This is a genomic window from Chitinivibrionales bacterium (assembly GCA_014728215.1).
GTDB lineage: Bacteria > Fibrobacterota > Chitinivibrionia > Chitinivibrionales > WJKA01 > WJKA01.
Window position 1 is genome coordinate 1 of sequence record WJLZ01000129.1, and the last position, 18357, is coordinate 18357.

General features: G+C 44.7%; 20 protein-coding genes. 11 read left to right on the forward strand and 9 right to left on the reverse strand.

Going from position 1 to position 18357, the window contains the following annotated elements; all coding sequences use genetic code 11:
- The coding region (locus GF401_10295; GenBank protein MBD3345439.1) for an MCE family protein at positions 1-786 on the forward strand (786 nt) is incomplete at its 5' end.
- 59 nt (positions 787-845) lie between these two features.
- On the opposite strand, the gene GF401_10300 is transcribed toward GF401_10295, so the two are convergent.
- Positions 846-2030 carry a hypothetical protein gene (locus GF401_10300; GenBank protein MBD3345440.1) on the reverse strand — a complete coding sequence of 395 codons (1185 nt, stop codon included), beginning with the start codon at positions 2028-2030 and terminating at the stop codon, positions 846-848.
- A 231-nt stretch (positions 2031-2261) separates the two neighbouring features.
- Entirely contained in the window at positions 2262-2855 is a 594-nt protein-coding gene (locus tag GF401_10305; protein MBD3345441.1) for a hypothetical protein, read from the reverse strand.
- 132 nt (positions 2856-2987) lie between these two features.
- Between GF401_10305 and glmM the strand changes: the two genes are divergently transcribed.
- The 4 genes from glmM (at position 2988) to GF401_10325 (ending at position 6646) form a co-directional block, all read left to right on the forward strand.
- A complete protein-coding gene (glmM, locus tag GF401_10310; GenBank protein MBD3345442.1) occupies positions 2988-4334 on the forward strand; it encodes a phosphoglucosamine mutase in 1347 nt (448 codons plus the stop codon).
- An 82-nt stretch (positions 4335-4416) separates the two neighbouring features.
- On the forward strand, positions 4417-5223 hold the full coding sequence (locus GF401_10315) for a PEP-CTERM sorting domain-containing protein (protein ID MBD3345443.1): 807 nt from the start codon (positions 4417-4419) through the stop codon (positions 5221-5223).
- Positions 5224-5340: 117 nt separating this feature from the next.
- The gene (locus tag GF401_10320) at positions 5341-6075 is read left to right on the forward strand and encodes a hypothetical protein (GenBank protein ID MBD3345444.1); all 735 of its coding nucleotides are present in this window, start codon (positions 5341-5343) and stop codon (positions 6073-6075) included.
- Complete coding sequence (locus GF401_10325) at positions 6062-6646, forward strand: hypothetical protein (GenBank protein MBD3345445.1); 585 nt, start codon at positions 6062-6064, stop codon at positions 6644-6646. The genes GF401_10320 and GF401_10325 overlap by 14 nt, the downstream gene beginning before the upstream one ends.
- An 87-nt stretch (positions 6647-6733) precedes the next feature.
- Here the strand turns inward: GF401_10325 and GF401_10330 are convergent, their stop codons facing one another.
- The 6 genes from GF401_10330 to GF401_10355 all read right to left on the reverse strand — a co-directional run bounded on the left by GF401_10330 (position 6734) and on the right by GF401_10355 (position 11638).
- Positions 6734-7339: a hypothetical protein gene (locus tag GF401_10330; protein MBD3345446.1), complete on the reverse strand. Its 606-nt coding sequence runs from the start codon at positions 7337-7339 to the stop codon at positions 6734-6736.
- A gap of 31 nt (positions 7340-7370) precedes the next feature.
- Complete coding sequence (locus tag GF401_10335) at positions 7371-8390, reverse strand: hypothetical protein (protein MBD3345447.1); 1020 nt, start codon at positions 8388-8390, stop codon at positions 7371-7373.
- 162 nt (positions 8391-8552) lie between these two features.
- On the reverse strand, positions 8553-8735 hold the full coding sequence (locus GF401_10340; GenBank protein MBD3345448.1) for a hypothetical protein: 183 nt from the start codon (positions 8733-8735) through the stop codon (positions 8553-8555).
- Between the two features lie 103 nt (positions 8736-8838).
- On the reverse strand, positions 8839-10005 hold the full coding sequence (locus GF401_10345; protein MBD3345449.1) for a protein kinase: 1167 nt from the start codon (positions 10003-10005) through the stop codon (positions 8839-8841).
- A gap of 303 nt (positions 10006-10308) precedes the next feature.
- Complete coding sequence (locus GF401_10350; protein MBD3345450.1) at positions 10309-11187, reverse strand: hypothetical protein; 879 nt, start codon at positions 11185-11187, stop codon at positions 10309-10311.
- Positions 11188-11290: 103 nt separating this feature from the next.
- The gene (locus tag GF401_10355; GenBank protein ID MBD3345451.1) at positions 11291-11638 is read right to left on the reverse strand and encodes a hypothetical protein; all 348 of its coding nucleotides are present in this window, start codon (positions 11636-11638) and stop codon (positions 11291-11293) included.
- A 371-nt stretch (positions 11639-12009) separates the two neighbouring features.
- Between GF401_10355 and GF401_10360 the strand changes: the two genes are divergently transcribed.
- From GF401_10360 to GF401_10380, 5 genes are all read left to right on the forward strand, one after another.
- The gene (locus GF401_10360; GenBank protein ID MBD3345452.1) at positions 12010-12498 is read left to right on the forward strand and encodes a cupin domain-containing protein; all 489 of its coding nucleotides are present in this window, start codon (positions 12010-12012) and stop codon (positions 12496-12498) included.
- 239 nt (positions 12499-12737) lie between these two features.
- Complete coding sequence (locus GF401_10365; GenBank protein MBD3345453.1) at positions 12738-13511, forward strand: hypothetical protein; 774 nt, start codon at positions 12738-12740, stop codon at positions 13509-13511.
- Between the two features lie 155 nt (positions 13512-13666).
- On the forward strand, positions 13667-14542 hold the full coding sequence (gene lsrF, locus GF401_10370; GenBank protein MBD3345454.1) for a 3-hydroxy-5-phosphonooxypentane-2,4-dione thiolase: 876 nt from the start codon (positions 13667-13669) through the stop codon (positions 14540-14542).
- Complete coding sequence (locus tag GF401_10375) at positions 14539-15567, forward strand: alcohol dehydrogenase catalytic domain-containing protein (protein MBD3345455.1); 1029 nt, start codon at positions 14539-14541, stop codon at positions 15565-15567. The genes lsrF and GF401_10375 overlap by 4 nt, the downstream gene beginning before the upstream one ends.
- A 55-nt stretch (positions 15568-15622) precedes the next feature.
- Complete coding sequence (locus tag GF401_10380) at positions 15623-16027, forward strand: hypothetical protein (protein ID MBD3345456.1); 405 nt, start codon at positions 15623-15625, stop codon at positions 16025-16027.
- 50 nt (positions 16028-16077) lie between these two features.
- Here the strand turns inward: GF401_10380 and GF401_10385 are convergent, their stop codons facing one another.
- Positions 16078-17244: an rRNA adenine dimethylase gene (locus GF401_10385; GenBank protein ID MBD3345457.1), complete on the reverse strand. Its 1167-nt coding sequence runs from the start codon at positions 17242-17244 to the stop codon at positions 16078-16080.
- 77 nt (positions 17245-17321) lie between these two features.
- On the opposite strand from GF401_10385, the gene GF401_10390 reads away from it, so the two are divergent.
- Complete coding sequence (locus tag GF401_10390) at positions 17322-18218, forward strand: SDR family NAD(P)-dependent oxidoreductase (protein MBD3345458.1); 897 nt, start codon at positions 17322-17324, stop codon at positions 18216-18218.
- The last annotated feature ends 139 nt before the right edge of the window (positions 18219-18357 follow it).

Consider the following 18357-nt stretch of genomic DNA (forward strand, 5'->3'; position numbering starts at 1 on the left):
CTCTCCTTTATGGAAAAATGGACCGAATTACATGTGAAATACGCAAGTACAACAGGTCTGAATACAAGTAATGACATTACAATAAACGGTATTAAAGTAGGGCATGTCAAAACTATGACCCTTGATGATTCGGGCTATGTTCAGGTTGCGCTTAAAATCAAGGAAAAGTACATGCCCCTGGTGAAAAAAGACAGCAAGGCGAAACTCAAGCAGAAAGGTTTTGCAGTAGGGGACTGGGAAGTAGCATTGACTATGGGAAGCCCCGGGGCATCGCCTGCAACAGCTGGTGATACTCTCGAGGCTGTTTTGCCCTTGCCGCTGGGTAAGACTATCACTCAGATAACCGATATGGTTGGCACGATCCAGACGATCCTGACCCATGTTTCAGAAGGCAAGGGTTCGGTAGGCCGCATCCTCATGGAGGACTCACTCTATCGTCAGATCCACGGAATAACCAGGCAAGTCACCGGAATCGCAGCAGGAGCGAATACAACCTTATCCAATTTTGATTCGGTCATTGTCTCCTTTTCCGACCTTGGAAAGGATGGCGGAATGCTGATCGATTCGGTTGTATGCATGATCAATCAATTCGAGAAGTTTGTTGTGGGGCTCGATACGTTAGTCGGCAATGTCCAGTCCGTTCCCAAAGAACTCTCCAATACACTCAACATTCTGGAGCGAGATCTGGGGGAAACCGAGATCATTCTAAAGGCCATACAGAAGCACTGGCTGCTGAGGAAACGGGTTAAAAAGGTTTTGGAAGAATCCCCCGAACTGAAGCAATAAGCAGTGGTGGGGGAGAGGATTTTAATAAAGGGCCAAACGGGCAGGTAGTTATGCTGTCCCTATAGACTGCTGATTAGATCTTTAACTTTATGTTTGAGCGCTGTAGCGCTTTCCCAGAAAAAAAGACCGAATGGAATGTCTTTGCCCGCCTCGAATGCTTTTGAATGAATCAAAACATCCTTTTCAATGCGGGTTCCCTCCTGGATTGGATGAACGATAAACTTACCTTCAACTTTAATGTATACCTCTTCAGTTTCATCACTGGAATACATCGACACCTGGCACAGGGTTTCTATCAGCAAATCGGCAATGTCATCGCTTGATTGTTTTTCCATGTAGCATGAATCCTGCAGATACTGTTCGAGGTGGGCGCTGCCGGCAAAATGTTCGGGAATGGTAATGTCGCTGGCGGCATTGACTTTATATTTAAGTGAATAGACCGGCCGTGTAATATTAAAAATCATTGAGATCTCTTTATTGCTTCCGGCCTGCAGGCCAAGATCGACAGCATCAAAATCGATTGGAATGCCAATGACTGCGCCATAGTAGGGTTGAATATGGAGAAAGGTGCCCTTGGCAACATAAGGTATATTCATATCGTCAAGTTTCACCACCCCTTCCGGCCCTGTTTGCAGTGCAAATACCCGTTCATCGGAGGGCAATTTTCCAACCAGTTGAATTCCCGAAAACGGAATGGAATCGATCATCACATGGATAACCGGTGCACTTTTTGCTTTTTGACCTGGTTTTCCGCTTATAACGATCTCGTCTGCTTTGAGGGTGAGTTTATTAATGACTTCCTGGGTTTGTTTAACCGCAGCTTCGGCCGGCATGTTCATACATCCTCCAAAACATCCCAGATTGTAAAAAAGAGATTTCAGGCCGTTGCCGACAAAGGAGGGGAGAGTCTCTGGCTTTTTGAAAGTAAGTGCTTCATTCCAGAATTTTGTAGCCAGTTGATCGGATTGAGCAATATAGGCCTGCAGTGCCGAACGCATTATTTCTTCTGGAACAGATAAGGTAAGTATCCAGTCTCGCTGTTCGAATCGCGTATCCTTGCGGGCTTTGTCCAGCGCAGAGAGCATGAGCGAATTAAGGTGATAGGAAATAACCGGATTCGAGGTGTCCAACATTGTGTTCCCATTGTCTCTCATCCATCGGAGAATGTTCCTTTTCAAATTCTCTTTTGCTCGATCATGCGCTTTTGAAGAAATCTCCCGGGTAACGGGAGATTTGAGTTTCATTCTTGATGTGCCCTCAATGACTTGCGCATTAAGACAACAAGGTATAAAAATCAGAAAAGCCCATACGATAATTTTACTGGCACATGCATTCATGGATTAAATACGGCATTCTGCAAAAGGTTAAACCTGTAAGTATCCAAATTGCTAAAAGATACATTTTATTCATCGATCATGCAATAATGAAAATTCATTATCCGATATTTTCAGAAAAGTGGAAAGGGGGCGGGCATATCAGTCGTGAAAATCTCTTAATTCGGAAATATTTATTTCTGTTGTATCATCCAGGTTTATTTTCTGCAGGATCTGGGTGTCGTCCAGAAGAGCCGAACACCTGCCGTTTTCGCTGGATGTTTTTGTCGGCAACCCCGAATCAGACTCATGGATATGAAATTCCTGAGCAATTTCAGGTGGTTTTTCTCCGAGTCGTTCAGAAAGCTTTTTTATCCTGGCCCGTAAGGAGTAATTCTCGCTGAGAACAATATCGTACTCTTTTTGAAGCTCCCTGAGGCGGTTTTTCAGCTTATTTACCTCATTAGTATAATTGATGTTGACTCCCTGAACTCCTTCAATAATACTTTGCTGGTTGGAAAGCATGCTGCTAACCAGTGATATGGTCTTCTCTATTTCGCCCAGATGAGTTCCGGGAATATCTTTGGGTGATATGGTCTGGGATGGCGTTCCTGCGTTGAATTCCTCGACTTCTTTAATCAGCTCATGTTCTTCCTTTTCCTTATTTTCATTTTTTTTCTGAACGTTAAGAAGAATTATCAAAGCAAAAAAACTGAGAGCGACAAGAGGGATAATATAAAGAAGCTCAATAGACATATTGTTAAATCCGATGCCTTTCTGAATGGTGCTTTCTTATAGAATTCATAAATTATATTGATAATTCAATATCAAGTACTCTTTTCTTATAATATAGTTTGTAACATAGTTTTTTCAACAAAAGGATAACAAATGAGTGATCAGCCAATAATGTCGGTGTCGGGAATCAGGGGGATAGTTGGAGAATCATTTACTCCGGAACTATGCAGTAGTATGGCCTATTGCCAGACAAAGATTGCTGGTGGAGGAGATGTTATTATTGGCCGGGATACACGTCCGTCGGGCGAGAGTATTATGAAGGCGATATGCAAAGGGGTCCGTGCGGCCGGAGGGATCCCGGTGGATATCGGTATTGCGCCAACTCCTACCACCTGTGTGGCAGTTAAGGAAATGAATGCGCAGGCCGGCATAATTATAACCGCCAGCCACAATCCTTCTCAGTACAATGGCTACAAGATGGTGCACCACTCCGGAAGGCTCTATACCGGCGCCGAATGCGAAGAGGTCTATAACAGGTATCGAAATAGCAAGGAAATATATGAGGAAAAAATAGCAGCGCATGACGGCACACCCGGTCGAACCGTTGATGCATCAGCACTGCACGTGGAACTGATATTAAATGCTGTTGATGTCGACACCATACGGAATATGGGTTTATCGGTTGCAGTTGATTCAATAAACGGCGCGGCAGGAGCGGTTTTCCCGCTTCTGCTCGAGAAACTCGGTGTCTCCTGGCATGGCGTTAACACCGATTTGAGCGGCAATTTTGCTCATAATCCCGAACCCCGCCCCGAACATCTCATTCAGTTATCAGAGTTTCTGAAAAACTCTTCAGGGCTGAATGCCGGTTTTGGCTTTGATCCCGACGCCGACCGTCTCATAACCATGGGTGAGCATGGCGAGGCTGTTTCTGAAGAAATGACACTTGCTCTTTCACTGAATGCGGTACTGGAGAATGAAAAATCAGATATTGTCACAAATCTTTCAACTTCCCGGGTTATCGATGATGTTGCCGAAAAATTTGGCGTGAAAGTGTATCGCACAAAAATCGGTGAGGCCAATGTCGTTGAGGGAATGAAAGCCCATGGATGCGCTGTAGGCGGAGAAGGAAACGGAGGGGTAATCTATCCACGGGTATCGACCGCTCGTGACGGGTTTACCGCTATGGCCTTGATCATCGAGCTTATGGCCCGAAAAATGACAAATTTGATATCTCTTGTCAAAGAGTGGTCTTCCTATGCATTAGTCAAAGAGAAGATCCCCTGTGAAAATAAAAGTCCTCACGATGTTATTGCCCGGCTCGTTGAAAAATTTTCTGATGAAACGACCGATACACAAGATGGCCTTAAAATTATCAGAGAAAAATCATGGGTCCATGTACGACCGTCAAATACTGAACCAATAATCCGCTGCTATGCCGAAGCCCCTTCTGAAAAGGACGCCCGTCAATTGGCGGATATGATAATCGATGCAGTGTGATGTTTAACGGGTGGAAGGGTAAGGCGGAGAAAATATATTGCATTATTAAACAACAAATAATATATTCAGAAGTGAAGATTTTATGTATGATATCAACAGCACTGAGGGTTTGATTATGAAAAGCAACACAGCTTTCGCCGTATTTCTTCTTTCCCTGGCCGTGGTTGCCGGACCTGTATCAATCCAGCGAGGCGACCTTCAGAATTTCGTTGCTGATGATATAAATTTCTTTTTCGCCGACACGGTACTCGCCGATGTCCCTGTGTCCGGAGCTTTTGATTTTACTTTGGAGTCAAGCTATACCGGTCTTGCCGCTACAACCGATATAGTTTTTACCGAAAGCGAACAGGCCAATGAGTTGACAATAAATTTCAATCATCTGGTCGACAGTGATATCCGCGGCGCCCTGGCGGGCGATTGGGGTTATGTTACATTCAGGCCTTCCGTTGATGTCGAATACTCTATTACCGGGTTTTACGGTATGGATGGAGCAGGCACCGCGGCGTATGACGTCAGTTTGTATGCAAGCAACACTACCGAACCCCTGTTCGGCAATTATCAATACAGTGAAGATGTTGTCAACGAATCGTTCACCGTTGGGGCGACCGGCGGCGATTCGGAGAATGAATTGTCCGGTTCGACCACCGGAACTTTAACTGCAAACAAAAATTATTCATTCAATTTTAACACTGCGACGGTAGCCTGGCCGGAACCCGGCGGCATTAAAACCTCTACCGGTAACCTGTCGATATCTTTCCGCAGTATCACGACCCCCGAACCCCCGGTATCGGTCCCCGAACCTTCCACGATTACCCTCCTGGCGTCCGGACTGCTGGGCCTTTTCGGTGTGGGCCTGGTTCGCCGAAAAAACACTGCTTCTAAAAAGTAGTCCGTTTATCCCGGCCAAAGCCGGAATGGTAGCCCGGATTATCCATGATGACCTATGTGGCTACAATAATTATTTTATTTTCCACCTTCTCTATCACCGAATCAACAAGGATATACTATGGCCTATTCAGAATCTTCAGGGGAGTATTCAATCGATCGTTTCGGCGCTCGCGGTGACGGCGAGGCAAAAAACACTGCCGCGATTCAGAAGGCTGTCGATACGTGCGCGCAGGCGGGGGGCGGTATTGTTATAATCCCTTCCGGAACCTGGCTCACCGGTTCTGTCGCGCTAAAATCAAATGTTACCCCCTTTCTCCACCCCGGGGCAACGATCCTTGGCGCCTGTGAAAGGGAAGACTATACGGATACCGATTTCAATTCGGTGCATCCTTCAATCAAGCTCCGTTCCCTTGTGTATGCAAAGGATGCTGAAAATGTGAGTATTACGGGGTACGGCGCCATTGACGGCAACGGCAAAGTATGGCAGGATGAGTTTTTGATCTGGCATAAAAAACATGATGGTCGCGGTGATGCACTGGGCATAAAAGAGGGACGTCCTTTGCGTCCGCAACTGGTCAGGATGGAGCGATGTAAGAAGGTCCGTCTGGCCGGGTTTACCGCACAGAATTCTGCTGCCTGGAACATTCATCTTCTGCAGTGTGATGATGTTCTCGCTGAGGGACTCAGCATCGTAAATCCCGAGAATTCTTTGAATACCGACGGGCTCAATCCCCAGTCCTGCCGCAATGTGCGCATTACCAACTGTCATATTTCGGTAGGTGACGACTGTATTTGTATGAAAGCCGGACTTCCCGAACGCCCTTACGGCGTTTGCGAAAATATTTACGATTGAAAATTGTACGTTCGGCGCCGGCCACGGAGCAATCGTTTTCGGCAATGAATTAAACGGAAGGGTAAGGAATTTGACGGTGTCAAATTGCACATGTATCGGCAACCACCGGGGTATCCGCCTTAAGGAACGGCGAGGACTCGGCGGCGGGGTGGAAAATGCTGTTTTCTCCAATTTTGTTATGCACGATGTTGCCTATCCCATTGTAATCGATATGTATAACTATGATCTTGAGGAAGACCGGAATCCTCATCCGGTTGATGAAACGACGCCTTCGATTCGAAAACTCGTATTTTCGAATATTATGGCCGACGGCGCCAAAAAGGGACCTCACTTTGTAGGACTCCCGGAGATGCCTGTCACCGATGTAACCTTGAATAATATTTATATGGAAGCAAAAAAGGGTATGATCTGCCGTGATGTTCGGCAAATGACCTGCCGGGCAGTCCGTATCCGGGTGGAAAGTGGCCCCCCATTGATGTGTGAAAGTGTCGAGGATATCGATTGCGACGAGGGATTGCCGATAGTGGAAGGCGAAGTGGACGCCTATACCGGCAAGTATATGGATACATAAGGGGGCCGAGCCTCATTGAGGTTTTTTGCGAGGATAAATCGCGCAAGAGCGTATGCAGATTGCCGGAATTCAATTGCGGAATTCGGGTTAATAGGTCTTAACGGTCCCGTCGGCATAGGTTAGCGATTTTATGCCGTATTCGGAAACAATGTCTTTTTTGTCGAGTTGCAGAAGGTCTCGGCTTTTGGGGGTACTGATATCGATGGCTCCATACCAGCTTGCCTGTTTCCCCGCTTCCAGTGTTTTATCGAAGGTTAGATCAAAGGAGACGATCTCTTCTCCGGTAGTCTTTTTGAATCCTATTATGCCTTCGCATTTTGTAACGTTATGGCCGGTTGTATTGGTGAACATCAGCATGATCTGGAGCTGTTTCGCTACATCGCCCGATTCCAGCGCAACCTGATTGGCCTCCTTTTTAATCAGCTCGACCTTTACTTTATCTGTGGGATAATCTTTTTTCTTTTCTTCGGCAGGTAAAGGTGTAGCTTCTGATTTTTGCGGGTTTTTGGAGGATGGGCGGATTTTTTCTGAAGATTTTTCAACACTTGGCGTTTCGAGCTGCGCCACCCGCTTTTCAAGCTTGGAAACACGCTCTTCCAGTGTTTGAATCCTTTTCTCCAGTAAAGGTTGAGCCTGCAGAGATACCGGAATTACTCCCAGCGCCATTACTGCTCCAATTATCGTTGCTTTCATGTCATCCTCCTTTTGAAATCAAAATGGACTGTTATTTTAATTCGACTACCCGTTTCCATCCATCACTTACCGTAATTTCACCGCCACTGTCGACAATAATGCATTCGAACCGCGGGCGGGTTTCTATGAATGAGAGTATAAAATCTTTATCATAGCAGAAAAGTCCGGTACTTACAATATCCGCCTCCACCGGATCCATACTCCACACCGTGAGACTCTGAATCGTCGAGCATGGATATCCTGTATGAGGATTAAAAATGTGATGAATCCTCCGGCCTTCATGAAACCAGACCCGCTCATAATCACCGCTGGTGACCACGCATCCGCTATCGAGAGGGAAAACTACCAGAAGCTCTGATTCCCTCGGGTGACGAACACCGATTCTCCATTCCGAACCGTCACTTCGCTCACCATGAACCAGAATGTCACCCCCTGCCTCGATAAGATAATCATAATCCCCCCGTCTTTTCAGGAGTAGCGAGATTTCACGAAGGACAAATCCCTTGGCAATACCGCCTACATCTATTGCCATGGTATTCTTGCCAAAGCAGATGGTGTCTTTATCACTACTGAGCCATACACTGTGATACCCGGTCCGTTCGAGTGTTTTTTTGAGCGATGAAGAATCCGGGATTTTTTGCTTTTGATCATTTTCTCCAAATCCCCAGAGTTTCTTTACCGGAAGGATCGTTATATCGAACATCCCATCGAGAGTATCTCCATACCGAAGTCCGTCGTAGAGCATTTCACCCAGAACCGGGGAGGGGATTGCCGCACATGAGTCATCAGCAAGGGTATTAATTTCAAAGACTTCCGAACGTTCATGGGTTTGTGAAAACCGTTCTTCCCAATCCCTGAGAAGACTGTCGATCGATGTCCAGGTTGAATCCACCCTCTTATCATCGGGGTGCGCTACAAGGGTGATTCGAATAATCGTATCCATACGGTAAAATGTGTGCTTGAAAGGAGCATTTGAACGCGAGCAGCTACATAAAATTATAGCAATGAATGAAATTAAAGAAATAAGAATGGGGTTAAAAAGGTGTGACATTACAGGGCCCTCTCAAGAATATACCATCGATTCAATTGGTCCGGTTAAAATGAAGGTATAAAAGAGAAAATAATATCTGCTTTTTATTAACCCTGGGATGAGTACCGGGCAACAATAAAAATCGCACATTTTCCACAGGAAAATCAATGAAGGCCAACGAACTTATGCCGAAACACAATGGTAAGAGGAACAGGGTTCGAAATCCGGATGGCGTAAACGCCAGAGCTTTGCATACTTTCGGACCCAGATACGGGCAGCTGTATTGAAGGGGATATCTTTACCGGCTATTCTGGATAACCGGCGCCGGTAGTGAGCAATCTCTTTAATTTGTTGAATATTATCCATGAGACATACCCCATATTATTTATTATCGGCATATCGGTCAAAAATCTTGAAAACTGCAGAGACACATCCGTCGGCAGGGGGTGATTCAGTTCCTCTGAAATTCCTAACAATGCAATAATTCATCATCCAATCGCAGGCAATTAAGAGTAAAATCACGAAGCTCATCGAAAACTTCATCCATAGTCTGGAAACGCTGATTGATATCTTTCATGCAGCGATAAATGATATTATTCAGTACGGTAAAATCTTTTGGAGGTGTGGGCATCAATGGTTTTTCCAGAGCAAGCCGTTCGAGAAGATCGGAGGTGCTGTGATTAACATTTTTAGGGTGATATCCATAGAGAAGTTCGAAACAGGCTACACCAAAAGAATAAATATCGGTACGGGCATCTATCATTTTAGGGGTAAATATCTGCTCTGGAGACATATAAAACTGGGAACCGATTATAACACCGTCATAGCGGTCGGTATATGATTTGATCCATCTGACTGTACCGAAGTCTGCGAGTTTTACATGGATGTTTTTGGCACATCGCTTGGCAGGAGAATCGTACAGCATTGTATCGGATGTTGCGGGTCTATAGGGAAACAGAATATTTTCGGGCTTTATATCACGATGAATAATTCCTTCATGGTGCACATTCCTGATTATATCCGCAATTTTTGTCATGAGGATAGTCTTATAAACAAGCACATCACGGTCATGAGTAAAATTCCTTTTATCGTTGATACAATCACGCAATGTCATTCCCATCCGCTCCATAAGGATAAAGCGATAATTATCGGGATAACCGAATTCTCCGTGATCATATACCTGCACCACACTTTCGGCAACATTTTTAGAGAGGCTTTTTGAAAGATGCCATTGGATATACGATTCATTGCTGAACCTCTTTTTGATATCCTTTAGCCGCATTTGTTCCTCGGCCGGATTAAAACCGGAGCCTTTGTGGATTTTCAGAAGATCCGGACGGAGAATTTTTATGGCAAAATTCCCGGTCCCATCATACTCCGAAGTCGCCTTGAACACATCGGCAAATCCTCCGGTGCCGATATAATCACCAATTTCAATAGGAGGGGTATGATTTAAAAAGGTCGTACGAACTTTTTCATGATACCTGTTCAGCCGAGTCTGGTCCGGGGGACTTGAATCAGGGCTGGTCATCAGACGGATATTGAGTTTGTTTCCCAGGGAAGATGCTATTCTATCCAGAGAATGATAACTGCTTTTCAGGGTTTCTCTGACTGTTCTTTTTAATACGGCCTGCACCGAATGTCCTTTGCTAATAAATAGGTTGAGCTATGCAGTATACTAATTTCCAATTTAAAAAGCAATTAAAAAATTAAATAGAATTATTTAGTTTATGTTAATAAGACATATATCTTTGATGAGCCTATATTTAAGGTGTTGAAAATTTTGAAGTTGTGAGATGATAAGGAAGTCTTGCGGCTCAGAACCAATTTGTAACCGAAATAGTTGAAATTACCGGCAAGGGAGGAATATACTGATATTTCCGGTCCTTAATATGACAAGGGAAGAGTGGAATGATGGTGTTTGAAATATTAAAACATATCAGGCCAGGTAATTCAGATAAACTTCACCGATTTTTCCATTACCCGAAGCAGTATGGTAGGCTCCATAGCCCTCGATGCTGTTCCCTGCAACAACGTCTTTTTCCCCGTTTGCAGAAAGTTCCACCGACTTGATGGTATAGTGATCAAGTTCAAATAATTCACTGCCTTCGGAATGTCCATTCTGGTTAAAGTCTTGCCATATACGTAACTTGTTGAATATTTTATCGTTAGAATCAATTATGTTATCCTGATTGTCATCATATTTCGAGAGTTCTTCAAAGCCGTGAAGGGCACCATTCTGATCACCGAAAAGCTCTTTGCCATTATCGATAGCTCCATTGTCATTTTTGTCTAAGGCCAGTAATCCATCATGCGGCGATACCCACGATACCTTTTCATTGTTACCGTCCCCTGTAATATCGAAAGAAACACCGTTACCGGTTCTGACATCAGTAAGTTCAACGCCGTCATTATCAAGATCGAAAACAAGTGGTTCCTGTGATTCTACTTCCTGCCCTTCGAGTTCAACACGAGCATATTTTTCACTTTCATAGCTTACACTGAACGTTCCTCTATGGGTTTCAATTTCAAGTTTTGCCTGAGTTTGTCTGTATAACTCCATGGATTCTTTGGAGATAGAAGCTTTGTCTTTCATCTCGCCACTATCGCTTTCATTACGTACTACTATACTTGGAGCGTTAGTTGCTTCATCCTTCTTTTTCACGAACATTTTTTCAATTAAGTCTTTCTGCTGATTGAGCTCAGGATCTGATGTCTCAAGCGATTTATCTATTTCTTCAGCCTTTTTAGAAGATTGGGGGCTGGTCGGCAAAATAACGCTTTCACTCGGTGTTGGAATAATTGAATTCAGAGCCATTTTGTCTCCTTGTCGGTGATGGTATATAATGCTTATCGGAAAGTTAAAGTAATGTGTGAAGTTTTTTCTTAACTTGAGTGATATTCTTTTATACGGTCGATCGTTAAACAGTGAACTCTGGAGCGGCACAATGATGAGATGGGCTATTCGATAATACAAATCTGGTAACAATCGATTTTGTGCGGTGGTTGATCTGTACAATATAAGTTTTTGGTTTTAAAATATTTACATCGACGAGTTCGACATGTTTATCAATTGGCCTCAAACCATATCGTTTCAGAATCAGCCTCCCGCTGATATCAAAAATTGAGAGAATATAAAGAGACGGCTCGGGGAGGTAAACAAATATGGATACCATTACGTTATTCGAAAGGTTGGAGAGTCCTCTGTTTTTTGCGACTATTTTGAGGTCGATAGTATCACCGTGGGGAAAAAATGTATTTGCCATCATACTTTCATCGTAGAAAGAAACGAGGATTTCAAAGCCCCCCAAATAATTTACAAGAAAATGGGGGGAGAGTCATTCAGAAAGAAAACAGAGTTTGCAGTATTCCGAAGAAAAGCCAGACGGTTAATATTATCGTGCGGATAAATCGGGATTTGAAAGGGCTTGGGTTGTGAATCCCCATGACTTTTCAGTCCTTTCCAGTTTTTGAAATAATAAGCGAAATAGTTATTATAATTTTCTGCGTAAGCTTAATCATTATAAAAATCAGGGTATAAAAAAAGGAAAAAATTAGCCTTGATTTTGGTGGTGCAAATTATATTGATAGATCAGCCAGAAACCTCAGCAAAAATATACGGGTAGAACGGAGCGAATCTATGTTCGAATACAGTAAAAACCGGCTGATCAAAGCGGAAGACATTAAGAACAGGGAAGCTGCATTTTCTCATCCCTGGAATAAAAATTCCCAGATTTTCGGTGTCGAACTTGGTGTGTTGACCGGGCTTGGGCGGACCGGTGTCAATATTTTGCGAATTCCCGGCGGCAAGGAGAGTTTTGTCTATCATTCCCATTCAAATGAGGAAGAGTGGATTTATATTCTTGCAGGGAAGGGGATTGCTGAAATCGATGAGGAGGAATATGAAGTTGGTCCCGGTGATTTCATGGGTTTTCCAATTCCATCAGCAGCGCATCATTTGCGAAACCCTTTTAATGAAGATCTTCTCTATCTTGTCGGCGGCGAAATCAGGGATCTTGATATTGCTGAATTCCCCAAACTCGGAAAAGTAATGCTTCGACGGGGTGATGATGTCCAGGTTTATAATCAGGATGATGGCCGGGAATTCGGGCCCTTGGAAGAATCCTGAATCCCCTTTTAATCGATCCGGACTTCTCCCGGCGGGTACCGTTATTAACGATCAGGTCTCCCTTGTTTCGGAATTGCATTGCAGGATTGTCGAGGTTTGCCTCCCTGGCTTATATTATTATTTGAGATTTATAAGCCCGTGGGGGCGGGGAAGGAGGAATACCTTTTCTTTTCATTAATTCCACTCCCAAATCATATTAAGCGCTTCAACTATATGGTGAAAATATGGTATACATATCTATGATATTCTTATGCCTCTTGGCATCAAATACAACAGCAGAAAATAAGTGGGAACAAGCGATATTTCGTAATCTCAAGGCCTATCCCGGTATAGCCGCATTTCTTGATGTGAACACAGAGAATATCGATCTTGACGAAGTGCGTGATTCACTGCTGTCTCTGGAATTGGTTTCCCAGGGAACCGATCCGGTATCGAAGGATGTTTACCAGGCTCTTGATGGCGTTGCCGTTCTGGTCGAACCGGCAAAAAAAATGCAACGGGATCTGGGGAAAGATCCTACTTATAGCGGTTTTGCCGAGGATTTGGGGGTAAACCCTGATGTTTCCCCTATGGCGCTGACAAAACAGATCAAAAAAGCTCTTATCAAACGGGAATATATCAGTTCAGAAGCTACTGTGGATGAGCTTATTTTTGCCTACCAACAGTACCTTGTGGATAGAAGGAAGGAGCTGTATAAGGAATTCAAAAAGAAATCGGCCAAAGCGGTTGAATATCATCAGGACCTTTGCAAGCTCCACAGCTGGATTCAATCGCATATCGGTGGTGAAGGCCAGTATGATCTTTATGTTCGATACCTTGGGATTAATAATATCAATGGTTCTACTGAAGATGTCATGGCAGAGTTGATAAAAAAATATCAAACTGTCACGGGGTCCCGAAAAGAAAACCCGAAACCCAGGAAACTGAAATCATTTGTAAAATCCCAGATCAGGCGCAGAGAAAGAGACATAGCCCGTGCTCGACGGAGGAATAAGATTTTGAAAATGAAATGACATCGGGATTGCTTTTTTCTGTATCGATGGGAGTGGAATCTCCATTTTCGGCTTGACTCCCCCAATCGTATCAACCTATATTTTTCGACCGTATCCGGAACGATGAAATCCTTAATATAAATTGTGTTGTTGCTGTATTAACAGGAGGTATTACCATGCCTGAAGCTGATAATGTTTCAAAGGAAAAGAATTTTCATCTTGAGATACCACAGACCAGCGAGAAATTTTTTCTCAAGGGTTCCAATGCCTATGACTGGGGAATGAAAAATCGTCTTTCCCGCATTTTTAATCCCGATTCGGGTAAAACAGTCATGCTGGCTTTTGACCACGGTTATTTTCAGGGGCCGACAACAGGGTTGGAGCGCATTGACGTGACAATTCGTCCGCTGGCCCCCTATGCCGATGCACTCATGCTTACCCGGGGGGCGCTCAGAACAATGATAGAGCCGTCGACAAATAGGGCCGTGGTTATGCGTGCAAGCGGTGGTCCGAGTATTCTCAAGGAGTTGTCCAACGAACATCTGGCGGTCGATATGGAAGATGCTCTTCGCATGAATGTCAGCGCCATGGCTGTTCAGGTATTTATCGGCGGTCCTTTCGAGACTCAGACGGTTAATAATATGACCCGCCTGGTCGATATGGGAATGCGATACGGTATCCCGGTTCTCGGGGTAACCGCAGTAGGCAAAGAGCTTACCCGTGACGCCCGGTATATCGGACTGGCCACCAGAATTCTCGCCGAACTCGGTGCATCTTTTGTGAAAACATATTTTATCCCCGGATTCGAAACAGTAACTGCGGGATGTCCCGTTCCGATCGTCATTGCCGGAGGTAAAAAACTCCCCGAAAAAGATGCCCTTCAAATGGCCAGAGATGCTATCGATCAGGGGGCCAGTGGTGTTGATATGGGAAGGAATATTTTTCAGTCTGATGCTCCGGTCGCTATGATTAAAGCGGTGCGTAAAATCGTGCATCAGAATATGTCGGTGAAAGAAGCTTATCAGTTATATGAGGAATTGAAAAACCAGTGAAAACAGCTGTCTATTATTCTAACAGTGATGTCCGTGTTGAAGAGCGCCCCATTCCTGAGGTGGGTGATAATGATATCCTTCTCAAGGTCATGGCAAGCGGTCTTTGTGGATCCGATCTCATGGAATGGTACCGTATCAAGCGGGCACCTCTTGTTCTGGGCCATGAACCTGCGGGAGAAATTATCGCGGTTGGTTCAAAGGTGCAGAAATTTAAAATCGGTGACAGGGTTTTTACAACTCATCATGTGCCCTGTGATGAATGCTTTTACTGCAAAACAGGACATGAAACCGCTTGCACGGTCTTTCAAAGCGTAAATAACTTCGATCCGGGAGGGTTTTCTCAGTATCTCCGTATTACCGGAAGAAGCCTTCATACCGGTACATTTGTTCTTTCTGATGATGTTTCCTGGGAGCAGGGAGCGTTTATCGAGCCGCTGGCCACAGCAGTAAGAGCTCTTCGTACGGTTGAGCTGAAACCTGCACAGTCGGTTCTCGTGTGCGGCAGTGGTATTGCCGGACTGCTTTTCATTAAACTCGCTAAAGCACTCGGTGCCGGAAATATTATAGCCACTGATATGAGTGAATATCGCCTTAAACAAGCGAAGGAATTCGGAGCGGATCATACTGCAAAGGCCACCGAGGATATACCTTCCTTTGTAAAAGAGGTAAATGATGGCCGTTCTGCGGAGACGGTTATTATCTGCGCCGGAGCAGTTCCTGCTGCAGAATCGGCTCTCCAATCGGTGGATAAAGGAGGGCTTGTCCTCTTTTTCGCCGTACCAAAACCGGAAGAAACCATCCCCGTTGATTTTAATCCTTTCTGGAGAAATGATATCACTATCAAAACATGTTACGGCGCTGCGCCATTGGATAATATGCAGGCACTCGAGTTGATCGGGCGGAGGGTTGTTACCGTTACCGACATGATCAGCCACCGGTTTGGTATTGATCAAATACAGGAGGCCTTTTCGATTGGCGCACAGCCCGATGAATGTCTGAAGGTTATCATAGAGCCAAACAAATAATAATGTCTTTGTCCTCTTTTTATCACCCTCTTGTTGATAAGGCGGAGTTTATTTGATGTCATCGCTACAAAAGCAGGCCAGGTTTATTCATGTTGGTTTGAGTGTGTCGGATATTGATCGTTCGATTGCATGGTACGAACATCATTTCGGTTGCCGGGTTACAAAACGGTTTGAAAAGCCCGAACTTGAAATCAAAGGCGTCGTACTTCAGTTTGATACTGTTATTTTCGAAATACTACAGCCCTATAAATCCTGCAAAACCCAAGAGCCCACCGGTTCCCTTATTGAAGAACTCCGGTATCTCGGCGCCAATCATATCGCAATCGGCGTAGGGGATGTCGCCAAATGCTACGAAACCTTCAAAGATGCCGGTTGTGAAATGGTTACACAGCTCATCGGCGGCAAATTGTTTTTCTGCAAAGACCCCGACGGAACACTGATTGAAGTGAAACAGAATTGAAAAGCGAAGGATTTGATTACCTGCAATTTTTGATCTGTGACTTTGGCTTCCTATTCATATGCCCTTGCAACTTTTCTGAAATATTCGTTCCGGCAGAAATTCTCGATCTCAACAAGCTTATTGAATGGAAGGGTGAAATCATCTTCGCCCACAGTAATGAGACCGTGACCGTATATGATTACGCCCGATTGCCCGGTGATAGCCGGGGGAACTGTCTTGCTTATGCTATGCTCTCCCGCTCCACCTTCACCTGAAACCACCGGTGTTGTTCCGATGTACCGTTTATAGGGGCAGCCGGTATAGCATGTATCCGATGGGTGACAGCCATGACGGTTGCAATCCATGGAGAGTATGACCGGGAATTTCGGATGGCTATGAAGGATTGCCCGGTAGTGGGTGTTTTGGACTATTGCCCGGTGCACGGGAAGTTCACTGGATGCGCATGCTATTGCAGGCGAAGAACCTTCAACAGGACAGGCGACAATGCAGCCGTCAAGTTTATCCAAGGGTGCGCCGGACCGGGTGATATGGATCATTTTATCGAGAACATATGAAATATTGCCCTGGACAGAATCGACCAGTCCATTATCAACCGTCAGTTTCCCCACTTCTTTAATTGCTGGATAAACAGTTTCCGGTTCTGAAAAGGGGCCCTGTTCGAGAACCCATTGTCCGGATATTTCGGGCGGAAGAAAAGAACACACGCGTTCGAAAATATGTGGAGGAATTGAAGGGCGTATCGAGGTGCGCAACTCTGATAAGTAATCAACAAAAAATTTAACAAAAAAGGCGAAACAAACAGAGCTATAATAGACGTATGCTTTTTCGGGATCGACCGTGTCGACCGTAATGATTCCTTCACCGGCGATAAGCGCAGCTTTATGCTTTGTAAGCGCACCTGCAATCCGGACGGCACTGAAATGTGGAACAATAGGTATATCGTGGAAATAGACACGGGATTCCCAGTCGGTGGGATTGATGGTGTTCTCATAGAGTTCCGTAAACGTATTTACTATTGTACGGTAAGGTTCTTTGGGGATGCCGAAAAAAAGAGAATTGACCGCAAGCAACGATAATGCCTTTTCGAGTTCCGGTATACGGCTGTCATTGCGGTTCCAGACAGTGGTATTGTTACGCATGCCAACCAGCGGAGTATCGGGCTCGGCGAGTCCTCTCCGGACAGCCGTCCGGGCCAGTCTCATTACTTTATTTTCCATGGAAGCAGATAAAATACTATACGGAAAAATATATATTCAGATCTGGGCGATACTTTTTCATCCGAAAGGATCTCGATATGCACAAATGGACTCATCATGATATATCCGACCAGACCGGCAGAATAACCATCATTACCGGTGCCAACAGTGGACTGGGTTTTGCAGCGGCATCGGCACTGGCGCAGAAAAACGCCACAGTAATCATGGCATGCAGAAACATTAATAAGGGTGAGGCTGCAGCAGCAAAGATTAGAGCGTTATCTAATGATGCCCGCCTTTCAGTTATGAAAATCGATCTGGCCAGTTTGAGTTCGGTGCGGAAGTTTGCAGATGAATTTAAAACCAGATTCAACAGAATCGACCATCTTCTCAATAACGCCGGGGTTATGGCGCCGCCATATTCGAAAACATCGGATGGATTTGAGCTTCAATTCGGCATCAACCATCTGGGACATTTTGCCCTCACCGGCTTGGTTCTCGACCTTCTGCTAAAAACCGGAAATTCCCGGATTGTTACGATGAGCAGCGGCGCTCATTATATGGGTTCTATGGATTTTGATAATCTGAATTGGGGAAAAGGGTATTCTCCCTGGCCTGCGTATGGAAGAAGCAAGCTTGCGAATCTGCTTTTTACTTACCAATTACAGAGAAAACTTGAGTCGGTAAATACCGATTCAAAAGCATTAGCCGCTCATCCGGGATACGCTGCTACCAATTTGCAGCGAAATTCATTCTTTTTTCGGATATTTAACCCTCTTTTCGCTCAGAAACCCGAGAAAGGTGCCTGGCCAATGCTGTATGCAGCCACCGCCGATAACGTTCGTGGTGGTGAGTATTATGGGCCCGATGGCCTTTTTCAGCTTCACGGGCATCCCCAAAAGGTTCAATCAAGCAAAGAGTCTTATAATCAGGATAGGGCCGGAAAACTCTGGGATATTTCAGAGAAATTGACCGGCATATCATTTAATATCTAATTCAGTCTACCGTATTTCATCCTCCTTTCAATTATCCCCTATAATGCAGAACGGAAATGATCTTTCCGTTTTTTTTAACAGAGTATTTTATAATTATAAGTGAATGGAAAGCCGCCGTTACTCATAAAACTTTTAAGGA